The organism is Kutzneria sp. NPDC051319, assembly GCF_040682195.1.
Lineage (GTDB): Bacteria > Actinomycetota > Actinomycetes > Mycobacteriales > Pseudonocardiaceae > Kutzneria.
In genome coordinates this window covers 202,963-224,463 of the sequence record NZ_JBFBAM010000001.1, presented here as the reverse complement: position 1 = coordinate 224,463, position 21,501 = coordinate 202,963, and the positions used below count along the sequence as shown (strand labels likewise).

Below are 21,501 nucleotides of genomic sequence, written 5' to 3'. Positions count from 1 at the left end.
GGTCCCTCCGACGACTGCCGAGCCTCCGCCGTGCAACACGAGTCTGTTCGCGACAGTGCGCACACGGTTTCTCCCTCGGTACGAAACGTCTTGTGCCGCGGTGAAAGCAGGTCGTCGAGGGTGCTTGCCTGCTCGATGTGGACAGAGGTGTCGTGGACCCAACCATGTCGACCAGCCATGACTTTTTCAGGAGGACCGTCGTGACCAAGCCACCAGAAAATCAGGTCACCGCACCGCCCGCGCGGCGTGGCCGGGCCTCGTCCCGGCCACCAGGCGCGCCCGAAGACCAGTCGAGGCGTCGGCCGCCATCTCGCCGCCGATCGGAGCCGAGCAGTTCGCCGTCGACGAGGCGCAGTTCTGCCTCCGGGCCGACGAGCCGCCCGCCGGTGCCGTTGCCGCCGGGTGTCGACGCGGTCTGCGACGGGCTCACGGTGACCTTCGACATCCGCTATGTCGACGGCGAGGAAGGCGAGCGGGTGGCGGCCGCGCAGGCAGCCGCCATCTCTGCACTGCTGAACTGGGTCGCCCACCGCGACGCCACGCCCACCACCGAGCAGGGTAGTGCCGGGCGGGCGACTGAGGAAGGCCGAGCGGCATGACCGCCCTGCACTCCGACTCCGCACCGCTGGCCCTGCGCCGCCCGCAGCCAGCCGACGAGGACATGACGGCACTGGTCGGGCTCGGCGGCGGGGTCAGCGAAGTCCCCGTCGCGGTGTTCCTGCGCACCTCCACTCGTGACCTGCAGGACCCAACGCTGTCGCTGCCCCGGCAGCTCGACAACTGCCGCAAATGCCTGCCGCCAGGATTCGTCATCGTCGCGTTCTTCTACGACGTGGAGTCCTCCCGCAAGGACCTCGACCAACGCGGTCTGGGCAACGCCCACGAGGCGTTCAACATTCCGATTCCCCGCGACGGTGGCCTGGCCGACCTGCTCGCCGAAGCCCAACACCCCGGCCGCCGGTTCGAAGCCGTCGTGGTCGAGGAGATCGAACGAGCCGCCCGCTGGACCCACCAGTCCACCCAACTCGAACACACCCTGGAGAAGGTCGGCGTCCCGCTGTTCGCCGCCGACGAAGGCCCGATCTCCATCACCGAGAAACGCGCGACCCAGATCCTGGTCCGCCGGATGAAACAGGGCGTCGGCGAGTGGTTCCTCCGACACACCCTGGAGCAGTCCTGGGAAGGCTTCCGCGAACACACCAAGCAGGGCTGGAACATCGGCAAAGCCTGCTACGGCTACACGCTCCAGAAAGTGGAACACCCCGTCGCCGCCCGGCGAGAGATGGGCAGGACCAAGTCGCGGCTGCTGGTGGACGCCGAACGCGGGCCGACCGCGACGCAGATCTTCCTCTGGCGCCACGACAAGAAGCTGGCGTACAAGGTGATCGCCGAACGCCTCAATCTCGATCTCGACCGCTACCCGCCACCCCAGCCCAACCGGCGCGAGCGAGCGCGTAACTGCTGGACGGTCTCCTCGGTCCGCGAGATCCTCTGCAACCCGAAGTACACCGGCTACATGGTGTGGAACCGCAGGGCGAGCAAGAAGGGCGGGAAACTCAACCCGCCGGACAAGTGGATCTGGTCACCCGAGCCCACCCACGAGCCGCTGGTCACCCTGGAGATGTGGAAGGAAGTCCAGGAGATCGCCACGGGCCGACAGGGCTCCCGGATGGCCGGAGCGAACCGGCACCCGGCCACCCGCCGCACCTACGTCCTTCGCCACTACGTCCATCACACCTCGTGCGACAAGCGCATGTTCGGCAAGACCCGTCGGGAGCTGGCCTACTACACCTGCCAACCTCAACTGGACCGCGTCGGGAGTCCGCAGGACTACGCCGACCACCCTCGCGCGGTGTACGTGCGGGAAGACCGGCTACTCGACTGCGTGCAGACCTTCTTCACCCAGCGGGTCCTCGGCCGAGACCGCGCCGTGCTCCTGCGGCACCAAATGGCCAAGCAGGGCACCCACGAGCTACAGGACCACAAGAAGCGGATCGCGGCGGTCGAGAAGACCATCACGGAGCTGGGACGTCGCCAGGACAACCTGATGGACGAGCGAGAAGCCAAGACCCTCGACGACAACGACGAGGTCGGACGTGCGTGGGCCGAACGGCTCCGCGCCCGCTTCGTCGATCTGGAGAACCAGCGACGGGCCAAGCTTGCCGAGTTGGAGGAGCTCCGGATTGTCGCCGAACGGGAACAGCCTCAACAGCCCGAGCTGCTCGACATGCTGCCGGAACTGGCGCTCGACCTGGCCGACGCGCCCGACCCGCTGCAGCGGGGTCTGTACGAAGCGTGTGGCATGAAGATCTACTACGACCACGCCACCCGCAACGTCACGATCCGCGCCACCCTACGCGGTGATACGGTGCCAGCCGTGGAACAGGCAGCCGCCATCATCGCCCTGACCAGCGCAGATACCGGCCGCGACGTGCAGGTTCCGCCACAACCGGCGTCGGATGATGATGTTGCCCATGTTTTGCGTGTCCTGCCGGGGGCACCCGACAAGCCCGATCGTGGCCGCAAAAAGCGCGGCCCACGATCGGGTGCTTTGTTTTCCGGGGCCTCGCGCCCCAGACCCCAAGCCAGGAGGGCTCCGCCCCCTGGGCCCCCGAGGCGAGGCGTTGATGGATATCTCGGGCCTTGAGGCAGGACAGCGCCCATGAGCAAGATCAACGCGCGTCCTGGGCACCTACGTAAGTCCGGCGGAAAGCTCAGCACATTCGGCGGGACGCTCGCCGATGGCGGACAGAAGCTGGAGAGCACCGGGCAGGACTTGGTCTCGCACGCCAACAACGACAGGTCCGGTATCGGGGCCGTGGTGGCCCAGGCCATGGGTAAGGGCGTTCAGGTCACGGGCAAGGTCTTCAACGAAGGCGGCCGAGTAGCAGAAGGCGCCGGCAAGCGCCTTGGAGCCACCGCCGACCTCTACGAAGAGGCGGACGGCAAGGGTGCCGGGTTGCTCAGGAAACTCCATCCCGACTTCAAGGACGTTGCGCCCAAGGGCGGACACGGATCTCCCAGCACGTCTCGTGGGCATAGCAACACGACTTCGGGCCACGCAACACCAAGACATCGCACCGTGGTCGGCGGCAACCACTCCGAGGAGCAGCGGCGGCTACGTGAGCAGCACGGGGAACCCAAGCCCGACAGTAATTGGCTCGCTGATGCCGATGATGTCAAGCATCGCCGTCATCCGGGATTGAAGCCCGGAGATCCCAAGTTCGAGGCCATTACGCACGGCCGCCGGCCGCCGACAGGCACCGAACTCGACCGCTTCAACTCGAAGTGGTCGAAGGGACGCGATCCCAGTAGCGGCTTCGAGAACTATCAGTACCCCACCGAGGAGTACGGGCACCCCAACGGCTTCGCCACTCCGCAGGACAAGCGTGCCGAGTGGGTTCCGCCGGGAACCCGGATCGACCGGTTCGGAAGCGAGTACGGCTCGTTCCTCGCCACCGAGGGCGCTCCCTGGCCGGAGCGCGCGCTGCCGCCCCACACCCTCAACTCGCCGTACCACACCTACGAGGTGACGCAGCCCTTCCCGTCCTGGGTCGGCCCCGCCGCAGGCTGGTTCGACCAACCAGGCGGCGCAACCCAGTACTTCCTTGGGCAGTACGACGTCGATCGCCTGCTCAAGGCCGGCTATCTCCGCGAGACAACCGGTGAGTGACCGAGGAGAGTCATGAACACCCGCAACCTGGCAACAAACCTCCAGTACATCGGCCTTCCCGCCACCACCGTCGTCATCGGCGGCCTGGCCGACGACCACCACTGCATCCTGCGCACCGAGGACGACCAGTGGGAGATCTTCTTCTACGAACGCGGCGAGAAGCGCCACCGCGTCGTCGTCGCAACCGAAGACATCGCCTGCACGTACATCTTCGGCGTACTGGCCCAGTCACAAGTGCTGTCGGAAAGGCTGGTCCTCGCAGACTGAGCGGCACAGAGTTCGACAACCCTCGGCACCGTACTACGACGGCGCTACGACATCGTTAAACGTCACCACGCACGCGCGAAGCACGCCAGCAACCTGGGAACACATGCATCCGGCGCCTTCACGAACACGCCCGCCTCGACGCCACAATCAAGCCCTCAACCTTGCAAGAAATCCCAGGGTCGAGCGTCACGTGGGACAGGCTGCTCACACGCCTGCCTCCTGATCGATCGCTACCTCGTAAAACGCGTCCGCGAGCGCCATGATGACAGCGTTGATGCCAGGTCCGTCGCTGAAGAAGTAGTCCGCCATGGTGTTGTGGGCCTCCTGGTTGTCGACGACCGCTTCAGTGACCGCCGCCTGGAAGTCCTGTGACTCCACGAACTGCTTCTTCGAGTTCACCTTGGTCTGGTTGACCAGGTCCGGGTAGGCGAGCAGCCGCTGCACCAGTCCCTGCACGAACTCACGGACCTGAGACGCGGAGAACGACTCGGCACCGAAGAGATCGTTCATCTTGTCGATGACGACTTGGAGAGCGACGTACTTCGGCTCCTTCCGGGTGCCGGTGCCCGCAGCACCGATGCCCTTGAGCTCGCCGTCACCGGTCAGCGAGATGTCGACTGCGGTCCCCTTGTCGTGCTTGACCCCGACCAGGACCACATCGGAGAGGTCGACTTCCGCTGCCCAGGATGAGTCTGCAATGACCTTCTCCAGGAGCCGCAGGAAGATCGACAACATCTCCATGTACGGGTCGCCGTAGTCGATAATCTGGCTCATGAAGTCGTAGAGCCGGACGTAGGTGGAGACGTCCTTGCGGAACAGGTCGAGGGCGGTGAGGGTGACGTTGTCGTCGGCCTCGATCGCCGCCGCGTAGCGGCGGGCGAAGTCGTTCTTGGCCGGGCTGATCGCCGCCGAGAGCGCGTTGTTGCCCTTCCTGGTGACCCACAGTTCGGCGACCTCGCGCACCTGCTCGGGCGTGTAAATCCCGGCCTGCGCGAGCTTGTTGGCGAGGTGGACGACGATGTACGGGTCGGTCTCGGTCTCCAGGGTGGCGTTGGTGAAGTACGGCTCGAATGCAGCCCGGATGTCCTCGGGCTTGTTCACGAAGTCGATGACGAACGTCTTGCGCTTCTGTTCCCCGCCCGCAGTGCGATGGGTGCGGTTGAGCCGGGAGAGCGTCTGCACGGCAGTCACCCCAGACAGCTTCTTGTCGACATACATGGCCGAGAGCAGCGGCTGGTCGAACCCTGTCTGGAACTTGTTGGCGACCAGCATGACCTTGTACGTCGCGCCCTTGAACGCTGCGGCCAGGTCCGAGCCGGCGCCGGGGTTCAGGTTGGCCTCGGTGAACTCGTCGTCCTTGATCGGTTGCGGCCCCCACTCTGAAGCCCACTCTTCGTCCTCGGCCATGGTCACGGAGCCAGAGAAGGCGACCAGGGTGCGGTAGTTGTACGAGGCGTCCTTGGCGGCCCGCTTGGCGATGTAGGCGTCGATCGCCTTCTTGTACTTCACCGCGGCCTTGCGCGAGTCGGTCACGACCATCGCCTTCGCCTTGCCCTCCAGCAGGTGGGCGACGTTGGTGTGGAAGTGCTCGACGATGATCTGCACTTTCTGGCTGATGTTGGTCGGATGCAGTTTCACCCACCGCATCAGCCCCTTACGCGCCGCGGCTTCCTCCACCACCTCGTCGCCGTCGCCGCTCTCAGCCTGGCCGGCGATCTTCAGCGCGGTGTCGTAGGACTGGTAGCCTCTGAGCACGTCGAGGATGTAGCCCTCCTCGATCGCCTGCCGCATCGAGTAGAGATGGAACTCGACCGGCTTGCCGTCAGGCCCCTTGCGACCGAAGAGCTCCAGGGTCTTATTCTTCGGCGTCGCCGTGAACGCGAAGTAGGAGATGCTCTCCGACTCGGCCCGCTCGGTCATCTCCGAGGCCAGGATCGACTCGACGTCGACCTCACCGCCCTCCTCGATCTCCTTGACCTCCTCCGCGGTCAACACGGCCTTGAGCTTGGAGGAAACCTGCCCGGACTGCGACGAGTGCGCCTCGTCCGCGATCACCGCGAACCGCTTCCCCTTCAGCCCCCTGCCGCCTCGGATCTCATCCAGGGCGAACGGGAAGGTCTGCACTGTCACCGCAATGATCAGCTCCCCGTTCTTCAAGGCGGTTGCCAGCAGCCCGGATTTCGACTTCGCCCCCGCCTTGCGGACGTCCTCCGGGCTGATCGTGGCCACAATCTTCCCCGACCCGTCGATCTGCCGGATCGCCTCCTGGAGCTGCCCATCGAGCACGGTGCGGTCCACGACCACGATCACCGAGTCGAAGACCTTCTCGTCGTTCACGTGCAGCCGCGCCAGCCGGTGCGCGGTCCAGGCGATGGTGTTCGTCTTCCCCGACCCTGCCGAGTGCTCGATCAGGTAGCGATGCCCCACCCCCTCCTCGCTCACGGCGGCCACGATGTTCGTCACGGCCTCCCACTGGTGGAACCGAGGGAAGAGCATGCTCGTACGGCGCACCGACGTCCCGTTCGCGACATCCCACTCCTCCTTGGTCTCCACGATCACCAGCCGGCCAATGATGTTGAGCCAGGCGTGCTTCTCCCAGACCCGCTCCCACAGGTACGCCGTCGCCGACCTGCCCTTGGCGCCAGGCGGGTTGCCCGCGCCACCGTCGTGGCCGACGTTGAACGGCAGAAAGTGCGTCTTCTCGCCTTCGAGGCGGGTTGTCATCGCGGCTAGGTCGTTGGAGACCGCGAAGTGCACCAGCGCCCGATGCCCGAACGACAACAGCGGCTCTGGCCGTCCCTTGGTCAGCGGCTGTCGGTCTTTGCGGTATTGGTTGATCGCCTCATCGAGGGACTGGGTGAAGTCAGTCTTCAACTCGACGGTGGCGACCGGGAGCCCGTTGACGAAAAAGACCAGGTCGATCCTGCGCTGGTCAGCGGTGGAGAAGTGCACCTGCTGCATCACCCGCACCCGCATCGCCGCGTACTGCTCGTTGGTAGTCGCGTTCAGGCTGGTCTCGGGGCGGAACTGCGCCATCTTCAACCGGCCACCGCCGATGTACTGCACCCCGTTGCGCAGGATGTTCAACGTTCCGCCACCATGCTCCAGGGGCCTGTCGAGCGCCGTAGCCAGCACATCGAGGAACTTCACCTCCGCCCCCGCCGCCCTCAGAGCCTTCTCGTATGCCGCCCGCTGGGTCTCCTTCAGCCACGCGAACAGGTCGTTGGGGAAGAGCGCCCGCTCCCGGTCGTACCCGGTGTCATCTGCTGAGTGGAGCCACCCGTGGTCGGCCAGGTATTCGCAGATCTCGATCTCGAAGACGTCCTCGTGGTGGTCCGCCATCACACCGTCTCCCGTACGTCGATCTGCCCCGTCACCGCCGCCGTGATCAGCGCCGCCCGCCGCTCACGGGCGAGCTCGATGAACCGCTCCGTCTCAGCGATGAGCGTATCGATCTTCGCCGTCGCCTGTTCCAACTCTGCTGTCAACCGACGCTGTTCATCGAGCGATGGAACCGGAAAGCGGAGCGCACCGATGATGTCGGAATTCAGGTTTTCCATGGTTGAGCCGACGGAGGCGAGCGCAAGGGCATCGCGGTTACGTCGACTACTGAAGACGGTCGCGGCGAATGATGAGTCCATACGTGCCCGATCGAGTCGAACGACCGCTGACCCCGTTCCACACAGGAGTCCCGCCGCTGATGGCCCGATAACGGCACAGCGCCCGAGGTCACCCCGACGCGCAACGATCAGGTCGCCTTCCTCAAGCCTATGCCGAGCCAACTGCTCTGCCTTTTTGACACCGACTGCGATTCTCGGGTTAGGGGCCACCTCACCCGCGACGATGTGGGACGGGTTAATCACCGCGATCCCACCGTCCTCATACTCGTCGGACTTCAATTGGCTACCGAACGGGCCTGTTTGGATCAACGTCGCAACGGTCTTGAAGGGCGTGTTCCAGTCCAGCAAGGCCACACCCCGCTCGACGACCGCCCATCGGCGCTCGCGGAGCATCTCGATCAGGCGCTGCTGCTCCTCGATGAGCGTGTCGATGCGGGCGGTCTCACGGTCGAGGTAATCGGCAATGCGGAACTGTTCCTTCAGCGGAGGAACCGGGACCTCGATGGCTTTCGCCACATCGAGGTTGATACGCGCCCGTGTTGATCCCCTGGTGAGAGTCAACACCTGCTGACCTACAGATCTTGAATTTAGTGCCCACACAGCGAATCGATGCAACAACCGACGCTCGTCCAGTCGAGCACGAAAGCAGTCAGCCTTCACAATCGCCGGACCCAAACCTTCTGGCGCCAGGCAAGCACGGCCTACCGGGTTTCCCAGATCGCCAAGTCCCGCGATCAGCAGGTCGCCCGATTCAACGGAATGCCGTCGCAGTTCCGCGAAGTATTCCATAGGAATATACGCCTCGTCATCCGCCTTGAATCGTGCTTCCCCGATGTTGCCAAGGCGAATGACACGAGCTCCGTCGTCCGAGTAGTGCGAACCCGTCAAACTACTGCCGAACGGCCCATCTGTGAGCCCCTGCAGGAAACGCCGAAGTGGAACAGACGCGTACGGAGTAGTCACCCCTCCACCTCCCTCAGCAAGTCAAGGATCTTGGCGACCTGTTTCTCCAGGTCGGCGTCGATCTCGGCGAGGGAGCGGGGTGGGACGTACTTGTAGAAGTGGCGGGTGAAGGGGATCTCGTAGCCGCTCTTCACCTTGGCCCAGTCGATCCAGGCGTCGGGTACGTGGGGTTTCACCTCGGCGTCGAAGTAAGCCTGGACGACCTCGACCTTACCGGCCGCTCCTGCGGTCGAGCCGCCGTAGGTGAACGGGACGTTCTCGGTGTCACGCTTCTTCGGGTCCGGCTTAGGCTGGCCCTTGCGGTCGAGCACCGGCTGACCGGACTCGTCGAGGAGGGGGCGCTCGACCGTGATTGCCCAGTAGCCGAACTCGTCGTTGCGCAGCACCTTGGAGCAGTCCGGGTCGGCGTCGAAGAATTCGGCATACAACTTCACCACTTTGGCGCGGTCGTCCTCGCTGAGCTCACGGTTCTTGGAGCCGAGGCTCTTGCGCATCTTGGTCCAGAATGACGTGCCGTCGATGAGCTGGACGAGGCCCTTGCGGTCGGGATGCTTGGTGTTATCGAGGATCCAGATGTAGGTGGCGATACCAGTGTTGAAGAACATGTTGGTCGGCAGCGCGACGATCGCCTCGACTAGGTCGTTCTCCAACAGCCATTTGCGGATGTTGGAGGGGCCGGACTCGGCGGCGCCGTTGAAGAGCGGCGAGCCGTTCATGACGATGCCGACCCGACCACCGCCATCTTCGGGGGCGCGCATCTTGTGGACCAGGTGGAGCAGGAAGAGCATCTGCCCGTCCGAGGTCGCTGGGAGGCCGGGGGCAAACCGGCCGTAGGGACCAGCTTCTTTGTGCTCTTTCGTGACCGCCTTGGCGTACTGCTTCCAGTCGACGCCGTACGGCGGGTTGGACATGCAGAAGTCGAACTGACGACCCTTGAACGCGTCATCGGTCAGAGTGTTACCGAAGGCGATGTTGGTCGCGTCGTGGCCCTTGGCCAGCAGGTCGGACTTGCAGATCGCGTACGACTGCGGGTTGTACTCCTGGCCGAACAGGCTGAGCTTCGCATCGGGGTTCTGCGCGAGCAGGTGCTCCTCAGCCAAGGCGAGCATGCCGCCGGTGCCCGCGGTCGGGTCGTACAGCGTGCGGACGATGCCGGCCTCGGTCAGGTCGACGTCCTTCTCGGCGAAGAGCAGGTCGACCAGCAGCCGGATCGCATCCCGCGGGGTGTAGTGGTCTCCGGAGGTCTCGTTCGCGGCCTCGTTGAACTTGCGGATGATGTACTCGAACGCATCGCCCATGTCGGCGTTGGAGACGACGTCCGGGTGCAGGTCGACGGCCTTGAATGAGGTGATGACCTCGCGCAGGAGCTCCGCCTTCTCCAGGGCGAGGATCTCCTTCTTGAAGTCGAAGTACTCGAACACGTCGACATCGGGCGAGAACCGGTCGATGTAGTCGGCGAGGTTGTCCGCCAGCCCATCGGCGTCTTCGAGGAGGTTGGTGAACGAGTAGTTCGATGTGTTATAGAACAGCCGGCCAGTGACCTTCTTGACCTCGATCTTGAGGCGGTTGGGGTTGTCGTACCTGGCCGCGAGCGCGCGCACCGTCTCACGGTCGGGCTCGAGGATGCAGTCGAGGCGACGCAGGATCGTGAGCGGGAGGATCACGTTGCCGTACTGGTTGGGGCGGTAGGGACCCCGAAGCTGGTCGGCGATCGACCAGATGAAACTACCGAGGGTGCTCACAAGGCTCCTTACGCGGCTCACTCGACGATGAATGCTGGACGCCCAGCGCGCGCCCGCGGGCGCCGTCCGAACAGGCGGCGCACAGTCTGCAGCAGCCAGCGCGTCACAAGAGCATCATCGCGCATCACGACACCCTGCGTATCACGAAGTCGTCAGCATCCATCGTCGGCGGCAGCGACCTGCTGCTGGCTTACGATCCTCGCTGTACGTCCCCGAAGGAATCCGCAAGACGCAGAGCAGGTCGACAACCGTGTTCGTCGCCTGTATCGGCTCGGCTCGGTGTTGCTCACCCGGGAGCTGCAAGGCGCGTTGTCCGGCGACGAAAAGGCCATCGCGCTGCATCTGCCACTGTTCGCAGCCCACTACCCGACGGTGCCGCGCGTCATCCTGCTCGACGAGGTCTTCGTCGGCGTCGACAGCAACAACCGCGGGCAGGTGTCGGGCTGCTGTCCGCCTAGGACTTCGAACTCATGCTGACCTCGGCCGCACGCGCGGTGCACGTACGCGGAGCTCGACGGCATCGCGATCCATCATCTGATCACCGGTGGCGGTGACAACATGGTCACCACAGCTCGCTTCGTGTGGAATGGCCCAGACCTGATCCAGACTCATGACCGGAAGGACACAGATGGCGTACCAACCCGAGTCGGTCAGCGTGCTGATCGAGCACCTGGACTCGGCCGGATTCGAGCTGGTCAGGGAGAGTCGAGGCGGGATGGGCGCGGTGCAGCTGATCTACGAGGGCGTGCTCGACGGAGTGGCGGCCTGGGTGGAGATCAACGCGGATCGGGGGCAGTGGCAGGCGCTGCTGGGGTTCGGCGGCGTGGGCGAGGGCCATGGCGGCGGGTCGTGGGCGGCGTACCTGGACGGCACGGAGATCAGCAGCTGGGACATCGACCACGAGGTGGGGTTCATCGTCGAACGCGGGGTGGAGGCAGCGGCTGCGTGGCGGCGGGATCCGGCGACCGAGCGGAAGATGGTCGAGGCGGGACGCGCGTATATGGAGCGGTGGTACGCGGAACGGCGCCGCGGGAACGAAAGCACGGATTGATCAGCGTGTTCGACATCGTCCTGGTCGGCGCGGGCGCGTGAGGCGGTGGTGGCGGCGCTGGCTGGGTGAACCGAGCCTCCCCGGCCGGAAAGAGGCCGGGCCGGGGAGGCGACGCCGTCAGAGGCGGGGGTGGTCGAGCTGGGAGAGGTCGGCGTCGAAGAGGGGGAAGCCTGCGGTGGCGTGGGGCTGGAACGAGGCGGTGGCGGGAAGGCCGGCCCAACGGCGTATGGCGGCCGTTGCGGCGGCGGACTGGGCGGCGGGGAGCTGGGAGATGCGGGAGCCGTGGTTGCCGCCGGGAACGAAGTAGCGGTAGGAGTCGCGGCTGCCGGGGCCGAGGGCGAAGGGCATGGCGCCCCAAGGGTCGTTGGCACCGTAGATGAAGAGGAACTGGGAGGCGTGGGTCTTGACCCAGAGGTCGATGTCGGCCATGGCGAAGGGCTGGAAGGGCGGGATCTTGACGGAGCGGGGGACGAAGGTGCGGGGCTGGTCCTGGCCGGGGTAGCGGAGCAGGTCCCGGAGGTAGCTGTCGTAGGTCTCGGGGGCGTTGAGCTGGACGGCGGCCTGGTAGTAGTACGGGACGAAGCCGAAGAGCTCCTGGTCTGCGTAGCCGGTGAGGCTGTCGACCTTCTCGAACCAGGCGTAGAGCTGGGCGGCGGGGGCGCCGGGCGTGGGGACGGTGGCGCAGTCGGCCTGGGTCTGGTACTGCCAGAAGGCGAAGTAGGAGTCGATCACCGAGAACTCGAGGCCGGCGTCGAGGGAGCCGACGGAGGTGTAGGTGTAGCCCTTCTTGGCCGAGTCGGCGGCGGCGAGGGCGCCGAGCTCGGAGCGGCGCGTGAGGGCGTCACGCTGGAGGGCCTTGAGGCTGTCGCGGCAGGCCGGATCGGTGCCGACGCGGGCGAGGAAACGGTTGAAACTGCCGTCCCGCACGACCTCGTTGGGCGCGACGTAAGGAATGGTGGCGTCGACATCGGACGGAAAGAACCGACGATAGTAGGTAGCGGTCATGCCGCCTTTGCTGCCACCGGTGGCCAACCACTTGCCGGGATAGATCGCCTTGAACGCCTGGACGGCGTCGTGTTCGTCGGCGGCGGCCTGCCAGATGGTCAGTTGCTGCGACCAGTTCTCCGGCTCGGGCCGAGAAGGGGTGAAGTAGCGGTACTCCATGGAGAGCTGATTGCCGTTGACAATTTGTGTCGGCTCGGAGCGGTTGGGCGCGGTCGAGACGTTGTAGCCGCTGGTGAAGGCCATGGTGGGCGCCGAGAAGTCCCGGTGGAGCAGGGTGAAGCGCTGCTGGAACGTGCCGGCCGAAGGATGGCGGTGGTCGGCCGGTTGCGTGAATGTCAGCTCGAAGAACCGGAATCCGGCGGGCGCCGGATCCTCCTTGACGATCGTCAGACCTGGAATTCCCTGTAACGCCACCTTGATGTCGACCGGCTCGGCCGCCTGTGCCGTAGGCGCGAGTGGCGCCACCATGGCCAGCGATAACAGGGAAATCGACAGCAGTCTCCGCATGCGTCCCTCCAGTATTCGAACCCGTCCGACGACTACACACGTTTCGCGGACGGGCCGTCAACCGGCCAAAGGGACAGAAAGGAATCAGAACTCGTCGGACTGCGTGAGCTCCTGCTCCAGGGTGTCGGCGCGGGCGACGAGGAGTTCGAGGGGACGGGCGAACTCGTCGAGGACGCTGAGGTCTTCGAGGGGGGCGGCGTACTTGAGCAGGGCCACGCCGTCGACGACGGCCGCGCCGCCGATGGTGGACTCGCCGGCCAGTTCCAACAGCCGGCGCAGGTCGATGGCGTCGGCCCGTCCGACGGGCGAGGAGATCTCCAGCCACTCGGCGCCGTCGAGGTCGATGTGGTGCACGGCCACCTGCTGCGTGCGGTCGCCCTCGCACTCCAGCCGGAACCGCAGCCACGAGCCCGTGTCCTCCAGCACCTCGTGCCGGGTCCGGACATAGTTGATCACGTCGGTCCAGGTGGTCACTCGTCTCGCCTCTCCGTGCCGGTGCGCAAGCCGCCAAGAGCATCCCATGCCGGGGTGAAGCGCCCGCATGGAATCGCCGCCGCCAACCTACTTCGTGACCAGCCCGAGCAGCAGGCTCATGAGGGCCTGCTGGACGGCAGCGCGTGAAGCGCCGTTGGCGATCATGAGGGCGGACTCGATGACGGCGCTGAGCACGAGCTGGGAGAGGGCGGGAACGGAGGCGGGGGCGGGGATGAGGCCGGCGGCGACGGCGCCGGTGAGCAGGTCGGTGATGATGCCGAGGCCGTGCCGGGCCTCGATCTCCCGCCAGGTGGCCCAGCCGAGCACGGCGGGGGCGTCGGTGAGGCCGATGTGCAGGACGTCGGGGCGCTGGCAGATGTCGAGGAAGCGGTCGACGCCGGCGGCCATGGCGGCGAGGTGGTCGGTCTCGTCGGCGAAGACGGTGGCGATCTCGTCGTTGATCTCGCCCTCGATCTGCTCGAAGACGTCCCGGAACAGGGCCTGCTTGTCGGTGTAGTGGTGATACAGCGCCCCCCGGGTGACGCCGGCGGCCCGCACGATCTCGTCGGTGGACACGGCGGCGTAGCCCCGCTCGGTGAACAGGCCCCGGGCGGCGGTGGTCAGGGCGGACCGGGTGGAACGGGTGCGTTCCTCCTGGCTACGGCGTGGTGGCACCGAGAAAGTTCACCACGAGCCGGCCGAGGGCCTGCGGCTGGTCCTCGGGCACGAACGAGTAGCTGTCGTCGATCAACTCGAGCCGGGCGTCGGGCAACACGGCGGCCAGGCGAGTGGCCAGGGAGACGGGGAACAGCCGGTCCTCACGGGCCCAGGCCAACAGCACGGGCTTGGTAAAACCGCCAAGCCGCTCGGCGGCGGCCAACGTGTGCGAGTTGTGCACGGAGGACACGAACCGGCGCAGGTCGTCGCGAATCAAGGGGTCACGACGGGTGGGCAGCAGGTACGAGTCGACGATGTCGGCCGGCGGGTGCCGCTTGGTCGCCCACCCGAGCGCGATGGGCAGCCGATGCGTGGCCCGCAGTCGCAGAGACTGCACCAACAGCCATATCGCGCCGGGGATGCGCGCCAGCCGGGGCAGCGGGGCGAACACCGAGGGGAAGAAGGCCTCGAAGCAGTCGCACGGGGTCAGCACCACGCGCCCGACCCGCGCGGAGTGGTCGGCCATCACCAACTGGGTGATGGCCCCACCGGTATCGTTGGCGACCAAGGTGACATCGGAAAGGTCGAGGGCCTCCAGGAACTCGGCGACCATGGCGGCCAGGCCCGGCGGCGTGAGGTCGGCGTCCGGCACGGGGACGGAATGGGCGCCGAGCGGCCAGTCCGGGACGATGCACCGGTATCCGGCGCCGGCGACGACGGGCACGACCTTGCGCCACAGGTCGCCGTTGACCAGCAGGCCGTGCACGAAAACGACGGGCGGGCCCTCGCCGAACTCCTGGTAGCGGAGGCGGCTGGCACTGAGCTCGATCTCCATGCCAGAAACATACAGGCTGTACGTATGTAACGTCCAGAGCCTTGTGACCGGTGTGAGCAGGACCCCTGGTCACATCGGGCCTATCCCTGAGCCGCATTGCGTAGGTTTGACACCACACACCGATCACCCGAGGGGGCGCCGTGGAGACCGGGACCGAACCACCACAGCCGAGGCTGGCCCGCCACCTGGCGATGGCCGAGGTATACGCCGATCAGACGTTGTCCCAGCGGTTCGCGAGCGATCTGAACCACCTGCTGGCCGAGACCAAGCAGACGCCCCGCACCCCCACGAGCACCTGGGACGAGTGGCGCGCGGCGGTCGCCCGCACCATCGGCCCGCCGCTCACGGACATGGTCCTGCCGTCGGAACCGGCCAGCGCGCCGGTGATCCCGCCCAATCAGCGCCACCTGTGGCGCAATCGCTTGCGGGCCATGCACGCCGCCGTCACGAGCGAGCCGCAGCCCTGGCCCGAACTGCGTATGACGGTCGCTCGCCTCTACCTCGACCTGCTCGCGGCCGGCGTGTGGGAGTCGGGCGAGGAGTGGCGGCCGGAACTGCGGGACGTCGTGTCGACGCTCCCGTTGCGGGACGGCGAGAGCGCTCCGGGCCAGCTGGAGTCGTACCTCAGCTCGCTGATCGCGGTGTGCCTGGCCCTGCTGACCCAAGAGGCCGATCTGTTCGGCAGCGCCCCGAACGACGCGATCGCGAAGTCGGCGTGGGACAAGGCGGCCGAGGTCGCGGCCTTCGCCGACGCGGAGCAGGCCGAGCGCTACCTGTACCACCCGGACCAGCCCTACGCCCGGGTCGCCACCCGCACGGACGTGGACTGGGTGATCGAACTGGCGGTGGACTCGGCCGACGACCCGCACGCGGAGCTGCGGGCGGCGTTCGAGAGCGCGGGCCTCGATGTGGAGCTGATCGACGGGGTCTGGGTGTCCAAGGGCACGTTCCGCAACCCGCGCCGGGCGGCCGCCCGCATCGCGACGCTGGTCGGCGAGCAGTGCGTGACCATGGCGTACAACGACAAGCGGGCCAGCGTGATCATTCGCAACGGCCGCGAGGTGGTGGTGGCCGACTCGACCGCCCCGCGCTGGCGCTACTACAAGCTGACCACGATGGCCACGCCGGAGTCGCTGCTCGGTGACGCCGAGGGCCTGCCGCCGACCAGGGAGAACGACCCGTTCCGGCCGGTGCCGGACCGGGTCGCGGCCCTGTTCGAGGCGGCCGACGTGAACTCGCAGCACATCCTGATGCTGTTCGACAGCTTCCGGCCGCGGCTGCGTTAGGACAGCACCCGCACCGGCTCCCCCGCCACGAAGGCGTCGATGTCCTCGACGGCCTCGGTGAAGTAACGGGTGTAGTTGCCGCGGGTGACGTAGCCGAGGTGGGGCGTGGCCAGCACGGTCGGCAGTGTCCGAAGTGGATGGTCGGCCGGCAGCGGCTCGAGGTCGAACACGTCGAGCCCGGCCCCGGCCAGCCGCCCGGCGCGCAAGGCGGCGATCATGGCTTCGGTGTCCACGATCGCCGCTCGCGAGGTGTTGACCAGCACGGCGGACGGCTTCATGCGAGCCAGCGCGGCGACGTCGACCAGACCACGGGTGCGGTCGCCGAGCGCCAGGTGGATGGACACGATGTCGCTTCCCGCCAGCAGTTCGTCCTTGCTCGACGCTAGCGTGGCACCGGCCGCCTCGGCCCGCTCGGCCGTGAGATTCTGGCTCCACGCCAGCACTTCCATGCCGAACGCCCGGGCAATGGCCGCCACCCTGGTCCCGATCTTGCCCAGTCCGAGCAGGCCGAGCGTGGCCCCGGCCAGGTCGGCGCCGATGGTGCTCTGCCAGGCCCCGCCGGCCCGGAAAGCCGCGTTCTCGGGCACGAGGTGACGAGCCAAGCCAAGGATCAACGCCCAGGTCAGCTCAACCGGCGGTTCGGATCGGCTGGCCGTGCCGCACACCGTGATCCCCTGGGCCTTGGCCGCCGCGATGTCGACCGACGCGTTGCGCATGCCGGACGTGATCAGCAGCTTGAGCCGAGGCAGCCGAGCCAGCAGCGAAGCCGGGAACGGTGTGCGCTCACGCATGATCACCACCACGTCGAAGTCGGCCAGCGCCGCCGCGACCTCGTCCTCGGTGTCCATGTGCTCACGGAAGACGGTGAGGTCGACCCGGCTCCAGTCGGCGATGGCCGAGGCCGCGTCCTGGTAGTCGTCGAGCACGGCGCAGCGCAGCATCACAAGACCTCCGAAAGCCGGTACTGGTTAGGCGACTGGCCGAACAGCCGCTTGAACGCGTGAGAGAAGGCGAACGGCGATTCGTAGCCGACCTGGCGGGCGATGGCCGACAACGGCGCGTCGGAGTCGCGGAGCAGACGGGCGGCGCTGGTCATCCGCCACCACGTCAGGTAGGCCATCGGCGGCTGGCCGACCAGCGCGGCGAACCGCCGGGCCAGGGTGGCCCGGGACTGCCCGACCAGAGCGGCCAGTTCGGGCACGGTCCACGGCCGCGCCGGATCGTCGTGGATGGCGTGCAACGCCCCGGCCACTGCCGGGTCGGCCAGCGCGGCCGACCAGCCGACGCCGGGATTGTCGTCGAGCCAGGCCCGAAGCATGTACACCAGCAACAGATCGAGCAGGCCGGACACGACGGCGTCACGCCCCGAGCGGTCGGCCTCGACCTCGGCGCCGAGCAGGTCGATGGCCGCGCGCAACTCGGGGTGGCGGCCGACGGTCGCGGGCAGGTGGATGATCTCGGGCAGGTCACCGAGCAGGGGATGCGCCCGCGACCGGTCGAGCCGGTACTTGCCGCACAGCAGCTCGGTTCCGTCGCCGGCCAGCGCATGCGCGGCGCCGTGCGGCAACAGCACGACATCGCCGACGCCGAGCCTGATTGGTTCGTCGAAGTCGCCGAGCAGCGAGCAGTTGCCACGCAGCAGGATGTGGAAGCCGGCGCCGTCGTAGGCCTCGAACGGCACCTGCCAGCGGACGTCCACCGAAGTGCGGTTGGACGACGGCCGCCCGGTCCGCAGCACGGCGACGACATCGCTCAGCACGTCCATGGGCTGAGCGTATCAAGCATGGAACCGATGCTTACAAGCATTCAAACGCTCAGCCATGAGCCGCAGACTTGAACCCATGGACACCATCACCTTGGGCGAGGTCGAGATCACGCGGGTCATCGAGCGGCACGGTGAGTTCGGGCCGCTGCGCACATTCGTGCCGGGTGTGCCGGACCCGGCGCCGTCTTGGCTGGTCCCCGACCACCACGACCCGGCGACCGGCGGCATGATCGCCGCGGCCCAGACCTGGGTGCTGCGCAGCGCCGGCCGCACCATCCTGGTCGACACCGGTGTCGGCAACGACCGCGTGCGCACCAACCCGGTTTTTGCCGGCTGGCACACGGATTTCCTCGAACGGCTGAGCGCCGTCGTCGATCCGTCCGATGTGGATGTCGTGGTCAACACGCACGTGCACGCCGATCACGTTGGCTGGAACACACATGACGTCGGCGGCGAGTGGGAACCCACGTTCCCCAACGCCACCTACCTGATCCACCGCGCCGACCACGAGCATTTCAAGGGCACCGAGGTGCACGACGACAGCGTCGCCCCGGTCATAGACCTGGTCACGTTGTGGGAGAACGGTTTCCGCATCGACGACAATCTCGAACTGGAGGCCGCGCCCGGGCACACACCAGGGTCGGCGGTGCTGCGGTTGCGGTCCGGGACCGACCGGGCGGTGTTCGTCGGCGACGTGCTGCACAGCCCGTACCAGGTGACAGATCCGTTGTGCAACAGCACCTTCTGCCTCGACCCGAATCAGGCGCAGGCCACCCGGCTGCGTGTTCTCGGCCGAGCCGCCGACGAGCGGGAACTGGTCGTGCCGGCTCATTTCGGCGGGCACGGGGCGGTCGAGGTGGCCCACGACGGCATCGGGTTCGCCGTCGCCGGCTGGGCCGGCTTTCAGTCCATCAGCTCCTGAGCCACGATGTAGCCGGAGCCGCCGTTGATGCCGTGACCGGGCCAGGTGGCGGCGCCGAGCATGTACAGGTTGGGCACCACGGTGCGGTGGCTGGGCTGGCCGGGCAGCGGGCTGAACACGTAGCTCTGGGCCAGGTCGTGGCTGCCGCCGAAGGGATCGCCGGGACCGCAGTTGGGGTTGAACGCGGCGAGCTCGCGCGGGCTGATCACGTGCCGGTCGAGGATGATGTCCTTGAGCCCGGGCACATGCCGGGCGGCCTCGTCGACGACCCGGTCGGCGAAGGCGTTCTTGACGTCCTCGGTCCAGCCGTGCTCGCCGACGGGGATCGTGCCGGCGGCGTCGCCGTGCACGATCGCCGGCACCTCAAGCATTTGCAGCCGGGCCACGGCTCGGCCGGGCGGGCAGCGGGACGCGTCCAAAGTGGACGGGGTGTCCCACGAGATCGTCGGCTCGACGGGCAGTAAACCGCGCAGGGCCTCGTTGGTGGCACGGGAGATCGCGTTCAGGCCGCCGGTCAGGTGCGGCTGGCCGACGTGCATGAGCCGCTCGTCGTGGAACCGGGCCGGCTCGGACAGCGCGAGATGAACCTGCACCGCGCCGAGACCGTAGCGATAGTCCTTGGCCTGCTTGCGAATCGCGGGCGGGGTGGCACCGTGCTCGTGGTCGAGCAGCCGCAGGTAGAGCTGGTCCGGGTTGACCGAGGCGATCACGGCCCGGCGCGCGTGGATCACGTCGCCGTCGGCGGTGCGCACACCGACGGCATGCCCGCCCTCGACCAGAACGTGTTTCACCCACTGTCCACAGCGGACCTCGCCGCCGTTGCGCTCGACGATCTTGACCAGGCCCTTGACCAGCTCTTCGCTGCCACCACGGGGAATGGGCATGCCGACCATGGTCAGCGCGGCCAGCACGAGCACGGTCCAGGTGGCGCTGTTGGCGTCGTCGACGGCCCGGCCCAGGTGTGTGGCCCACGGCGCGAGCATTGCCCGCAACACGGGCGAGCGGAACCGCTGCTCCAGCAGGGCCCGCGCGCTCAGCGTGAACATGTGCGCGAAATCGGAGAAACCGCCGTCGGCGGTGTGCATCAGGTCCTGGATCGCCGCAGCCGAACTGGGCGCGGTCAGGTCGGCCGAGCACAGCGCGAACACCGTCTCCATGGCCGGCCCGAACTCCTTGAAGATCTCCGCCATCGCGTCGCCGTCACCGGGCGCGAGCCGGTTGGCCTCGACGATGTTCTCGTCGAGATCGGTGGACACCACCGAGCTGCGGCCGTCGGGCAACGACACCCCGGTGGGGTATCGCGTGTTGAGGTACTCGATGTCCAGTTCGGACCGGAGATCCGCGTACGCCGGGCCCGCGACGAACAGCGGGTGCGCCGCCGAGAAGTTGTCGTGCACGAAGCCGGGCAAGGTCAACGGGTCGGTGCGGACCAGGCCGCCGGGCCGGTCGTTGCCCTCAAGGACCAGCACGCCCCAGCCGGCCCGCGCCAGGTACGCGGCGGCCACCAGCGCGTTGTGGCCGCTGCCGACGACGACCGCGTCGTATCCCACCATCCCCGAAGCATGACCGCCGCCGGCCGGCCGGGACAACAGGTGATTGCGTGCCGTTTTCGTGACGCGGCAGTGACGGCCGGCCTTCCTGGAATCGGTCCAAACTGGGACGTAGGGTCGCCGCGCCGGGCCATGCAGGGAGTGGTCCGGCGCGGGCGAACCCCGAGTGAATACGATTTCGCCTCACATCCACAAGGCGCGAAACTTAAGTGTTAACGCGATGTCGGCAAGCGCCAAAAGAAGGGTGGTACCCCGGGAATTCTTCCGTCACAATCGGCGGCGATGACGCAACGCCGCGACTTCGCGCCCGCCCTGCTCGGTGCGATCACCGCCAGCGGGTTGACCCTGGACCGTATCGTCCACCGACTCGCCGAGCGGGGATTCGCGCTGAGCACCGCCACGCTCAGCTACTGGTCCAGAGGCCGGAGCAGACCCGAGCGTCCGGAGTCGCTGGCCGCGCTCAAGGCGCTGGAGGAGATCCTCTGCGTGCCGCCGGGCTCGCTGCGTGAGCTGCTGGGCGACCGGGTCAGACGGGGCCGCAACCGCCAGCGGATGGTGCCGTCGGGCGAGCTCTGGGGCCACTTCGGCCAGGCCGTCGACCAGCTGATGTCGCAGGTCCAGCGGCCGGCCGAGCACCGAAGAGCGATCAGCTACCACGAGCGCTACGCGATGGATCAGCGCGGCGGCGAGAACTACTGCCGGGTCATCGCCGTGCTGGAGGCCGTGACCGAGAAGGCCCGACACATGATCGCCGTCTACAGGGACGACACCCGCTGCGCCCGGCTGCCCACGGTGGTGCCGGTGGCCGGCGTGCGGCTGGGCCGGGTCGGCGTCGACCGCGAGTCGCATCTGATGGCCGCCGAACTGTGGTTCGACCAGAACCTGCGCAAGGGTGAGCGAACCGTTGTGGAATACGGCCTGGAATTCGTACCCGGCGGTAACAGGGCGGTGATGTGCGAACGGCGATTCGCGGCCCCGATCCGGCAGTACGTTCTGGAGATCACCTTTCATCCGGAAGCGGTTCCGAGACACTTCCGGTCCAGCTCGGAACCGACCGACGGCGGTCGCGGCGTCGCCACCGAGTTGTTCATCGACGACCGCCGCACCGTCCGGGCGGTGTGGTTGGACCAGCCGGCCGGGGCCTACCGGATCGAATGGGAGTGGGACCGATGAGTTCTGCTCCT

At 67.1% G+C, this 21,501-nt stretch carries 19 protein-coding genes and 1 pseudogene; 9 read left to right on the top strand and 11 right to left on the bottom strand.

Features of this window, described 5'->3' with window-relative positions; translation table 11 throughout:
- Window positions 1–220 precede the first annotated feature (220 nt).
- Window positions 221–430 (bottom strand): hypothetical protein, encoded by a 210-nt coding sequence (locus tag AB0M73_RS01050; RefSeq protein ID WP_363885362.1) that lies wholly within the window; start codon window positions 428–430, stop codon window positions 221–223.
- 1 nt (window position 431) lies between these two features.
- Between AB0M73_RS01050 and AB0M73_RS01045 the strand changes: the two genes are divergently transcribed.
- The 4 genes from AB0M73_RS01045 to AB0M73_RS01030 are packed head-to-tail and all read left to right on the top strand — an operon-like array spanning window position 432 to window position 3,940.
- Window positions 432–599, top strand: a complete 168-nt coding sequence (locus AB0M73_RS01045; protein ID WP_363885360.1) for a hypothetical protein — start codon at window positions 432–434, stop codon at window positions 597–599.
- Complete coding sequence (locus AB0M73_RS01040) at window positions 596–2,647, top strand: recombinase family protein (protein WP_363885358.1); 2,052 nt, start codon at window positions 596–598, stop codon at window positions 2,645–2,647. The genes AB0M73_RS01045 and AB0M73_RS01040 overlap by 4 nt, the downstream gene beginning before the upstream one ends.
- 15 nt (window positions 2,648–2,662) lie before the next feature.
- Window positions 2,663–3,673 carry a TNT domain-containing protein gene (locus tag AB0M73_RS01035; protein WP_363885357.1) on the top strand — a complete coding sequence of 337 codons (1,011 nt, stop codon included), beginning with the start codon at window positions 2,663–2,665 and terminating at the stop codon, window positions 3,671–3,673.
- A 12-nt stretch (window positions 3,674–3,685) separates the two neighbouring features.
- Window positions 3,686–3,940, top strand: a complete 255-nt coding sequence (locus tag AB0M73_RS01030) for a hypothetical protein (RefSeq protein WP_363885355.1) — start codon at window positions 3,686–3,688, stop codon at window positions 3,938–3,940.
- 204 nt (window positions 3,941–4,144) lie between these two features.
- On the opposite strand, the gene AB0M73_RS01025 is transcribed toward AB0M73_RS01030, so the two are convergent.
- From AB0M73_RS01025 to AB0M73_RS01015, 3 genes are read right to left on the bottom strand one after another with little or no spacing between them, the layout of a single operon-like run.
- Window positions 4,145–7,282, bottom strand: coding sequence for a type I restriction endonuclease (locus tag AB0M73_RS01025; protein ID WP_363885353.1), 3,138 nt, complete (start codon window positions 7,280–7,282; stop codon window positions 4,145–4,147).
- Window positions 7,282–8,523, bottom strand: a complete 1,242-nt coding sequence (locus AB0M73_RS01020) for a restriction endonuclease subunit S (protein WP_363885351.1) — start codon at window positions 8,521–8,523, stop codon at window positions 7,282–7,284. Before AB0M73_RS01020 ends, AB0M73_RS01025 begins: the two co-directional genes overlap by 1 nt.
- Window positions 8,520–10,265 (bottom strand): class I SAM-dependent DNA methyltransferase, encoded by a 1,746-nt coding sequence (locus AB0M73_RS01015; RefSeq protein ID WP_363885673.1) that lies wholly within the window; start codon window positions 10,263–10,265, stop codon window positions 8,520–8,522. Before AB0M73_RS01015 ends, AB0M73_RS01020 begins: the two co-directional genes overlap by 4 nt.
- Window positions 10,266–10,547: 282 nt before the next feature.
- Here AB0M73_RS01015 and AB0M73_RS01010 point away from each other — a divergent pair.
- Together AB0M73_RS01010 and AB0M73_RS01005 are read left to right on the top strand one after the other, a co-directional pair.
- Window positions 10,548–10,868 (top strand): annotated as a pseudogene (locus AB0M73_RS01010) (SbcC/MukB-like Walker B domain-containing protein); the annotation flags it as partial.
- Between the two features lie 25 nt (window positions 10,869–10,893).
- Window positions 10,894–11,316 (top strand): hypothetical protein, encoded by a 423-nt coding sequence (locus AB0M73_RS01005; RefSeq protein ID WP_363885695.1) that lies wholly within the window; start codon window positions 10,894–10,896, stop codon window positions 11,314–11,316.
- Window positions 11,317–11,433: 117 nt separating this feature from the next.
- On the opposite strand, the gene AB0M73_RS01000 is transcribed toward AB0M73_RS01005, so the two are convergent.
- The 4 genes from AB0M73_RS01000 to AB0M73_RS00985 all read right to left on the bottom strand — a co-directional run bounded on the left by AB0M73_RS01000 (window position 11,434) and on the right by AB0M73_RS00985 (window position 14,794).
- Window positions 11,434–12,828 carry a S28 family serine protease gene (locus tag AB0M73_RS01000; RefSeq protein ID WP_363885348.1) on the bottom strand — a complete coding sequence of 465 codons (1,395 nt, stop codon included), beginning with the start codon at window positions 12,826–12,828 and terminating at the stop codon, window positions 11,434–11,436.
- A gap of 84 nt (window positions 12,829–12,912) precedes the next feature.
- A complete protein-coding gene (locus AB0M73_RS00995; protein ID WP_363885346.1) occupies window positions 12,913–13,302 on the bottom strand; it encodes a hypothetical protein in 390 nt (129 codons plus the stop codon).
- Window positions 13,303–13,389: 87 nt separating this feature from the next.
- Entirely contained in the window at window positions 13,390–13,977 is a 588-nt protein-coding gene (locus AB0M73_RS00990) for a TetR/AcrR family transcriptional regulator (protein WP_363885344.1), read from the bottom strand.
- Window positions 13,961–14,794, bottom strand: a complete 834-nt coding sequence (locus AB0M73_RS00985) for an alpha/beta hydrolase (protein ID WP_363885342.1) — start codon at window positions 14,792–14,794, stop codon at window positions 13,961–13,963. The genes AB0M73_RS00990 and AB0M73_RS00985 overlap by 17 nt, the downstream gene beginning before the upstream one ends.
- Window positions 14,795–14,934: 140 nt before the next feature.
- Between AB0M73_RS00985 and AB0M73_RS00980 the strand changes: the two genes are divergently transcribed.
- On the top strand, window positions 14,935–16,080 hold the full coding sequence (locus tag AB0M73_RS00980) for a hypothetical protein (protein ID WP_363885340.1): 1,146 nt from the start codon (window positions 14,935–14,937) through the stop codon (window positions 16,078–16,080).
- Here AB0M73_RS00980 and AB0M73_RS00975 read toward each other — a convergent pair.
- On the bottom strand, window positions 16,077–17,018 hold the full coding sequence (locus AB0M73_RS00975; protein ID WP_363885671.1) for a D-2-hydroxyacid dehydrogenase family protein: 942 nt from the start codon (window positions 17,016–17,018) through the stop codon (window positions 16,077–16,079). The genes AB0M73_RS00980 and AB0M73_RS00975 overlap by 4 nt on opposite strands.
- A gap of 2 nt (window positions 17,019–17,020) precedes the next feature.
- A complete protein-coding gene (locus tag AB0M73_RS00970; RefSeq protein WP_363885338.1) occupies window positions 17,021–17,845 on the bottom strand; it encodes an AraC family transcriptional regulator in 825 nt (274 codons plus the stop codon).
- 76 nt (window positions 17,846–17,921) lie between these two features.
- Here AB0M73_RS00970 and AB0M73_RS00965 point away from each other — a divergent pair, with 76 nt between their 5' ends.
- On the top strand, window positions 17,922–18,767 hold the full coding sequence (locus tag AB0M73_RS00965) for an MBL fold metallo-hydrolase (RefSeq protein ID WP_363885337.1): 846 nt from the start codon (window positions 17,922–17,924) through the stop codon (window positions 18,765–18,767).
- Here AB0M73_RS00965 and AB0M73_RS00960 read toward each other — a convergent pair.
- Window positions 18,749–20,320: an NAD(P)/FAD-dependent oxidoreductase gene (locus AB0M73_RS00960; protein ID WP_363885336.1), complete on the bottom strand. Its 1,572-nt coding sequence runs from the start codon at window positions 20,318–20,320 to the stop codon at window positions 18,749–18,751. The two genes, AB0M73_RS00965 and AB0M73_RS00960, sit on opposite strands and share 19 nt — an antisense overlap.
- A 279-nt stretch (window positions 20,321–20,599) precedes the next feature.
- On the opposite strand from AB0M73_RS00960, the gene AB0M73_RS00955 reads away from it, so the two are divergent.
- Window positions 20,600–21,490 carry a hypothetical protein gene (locus AB0M73_RS00955; RefSeq protein WP_363885334.1) on the top strand — a complete coding sequence of 297 codons (891 nt, stop codon included), beginning with the start codon at window positions 20,600–20,602 and terminating at the stop codon, window positions 21,488–21,490.
- The last annotated feature ends 11 nt before the right edge of the window (window positions 21,491–21,501 follow it).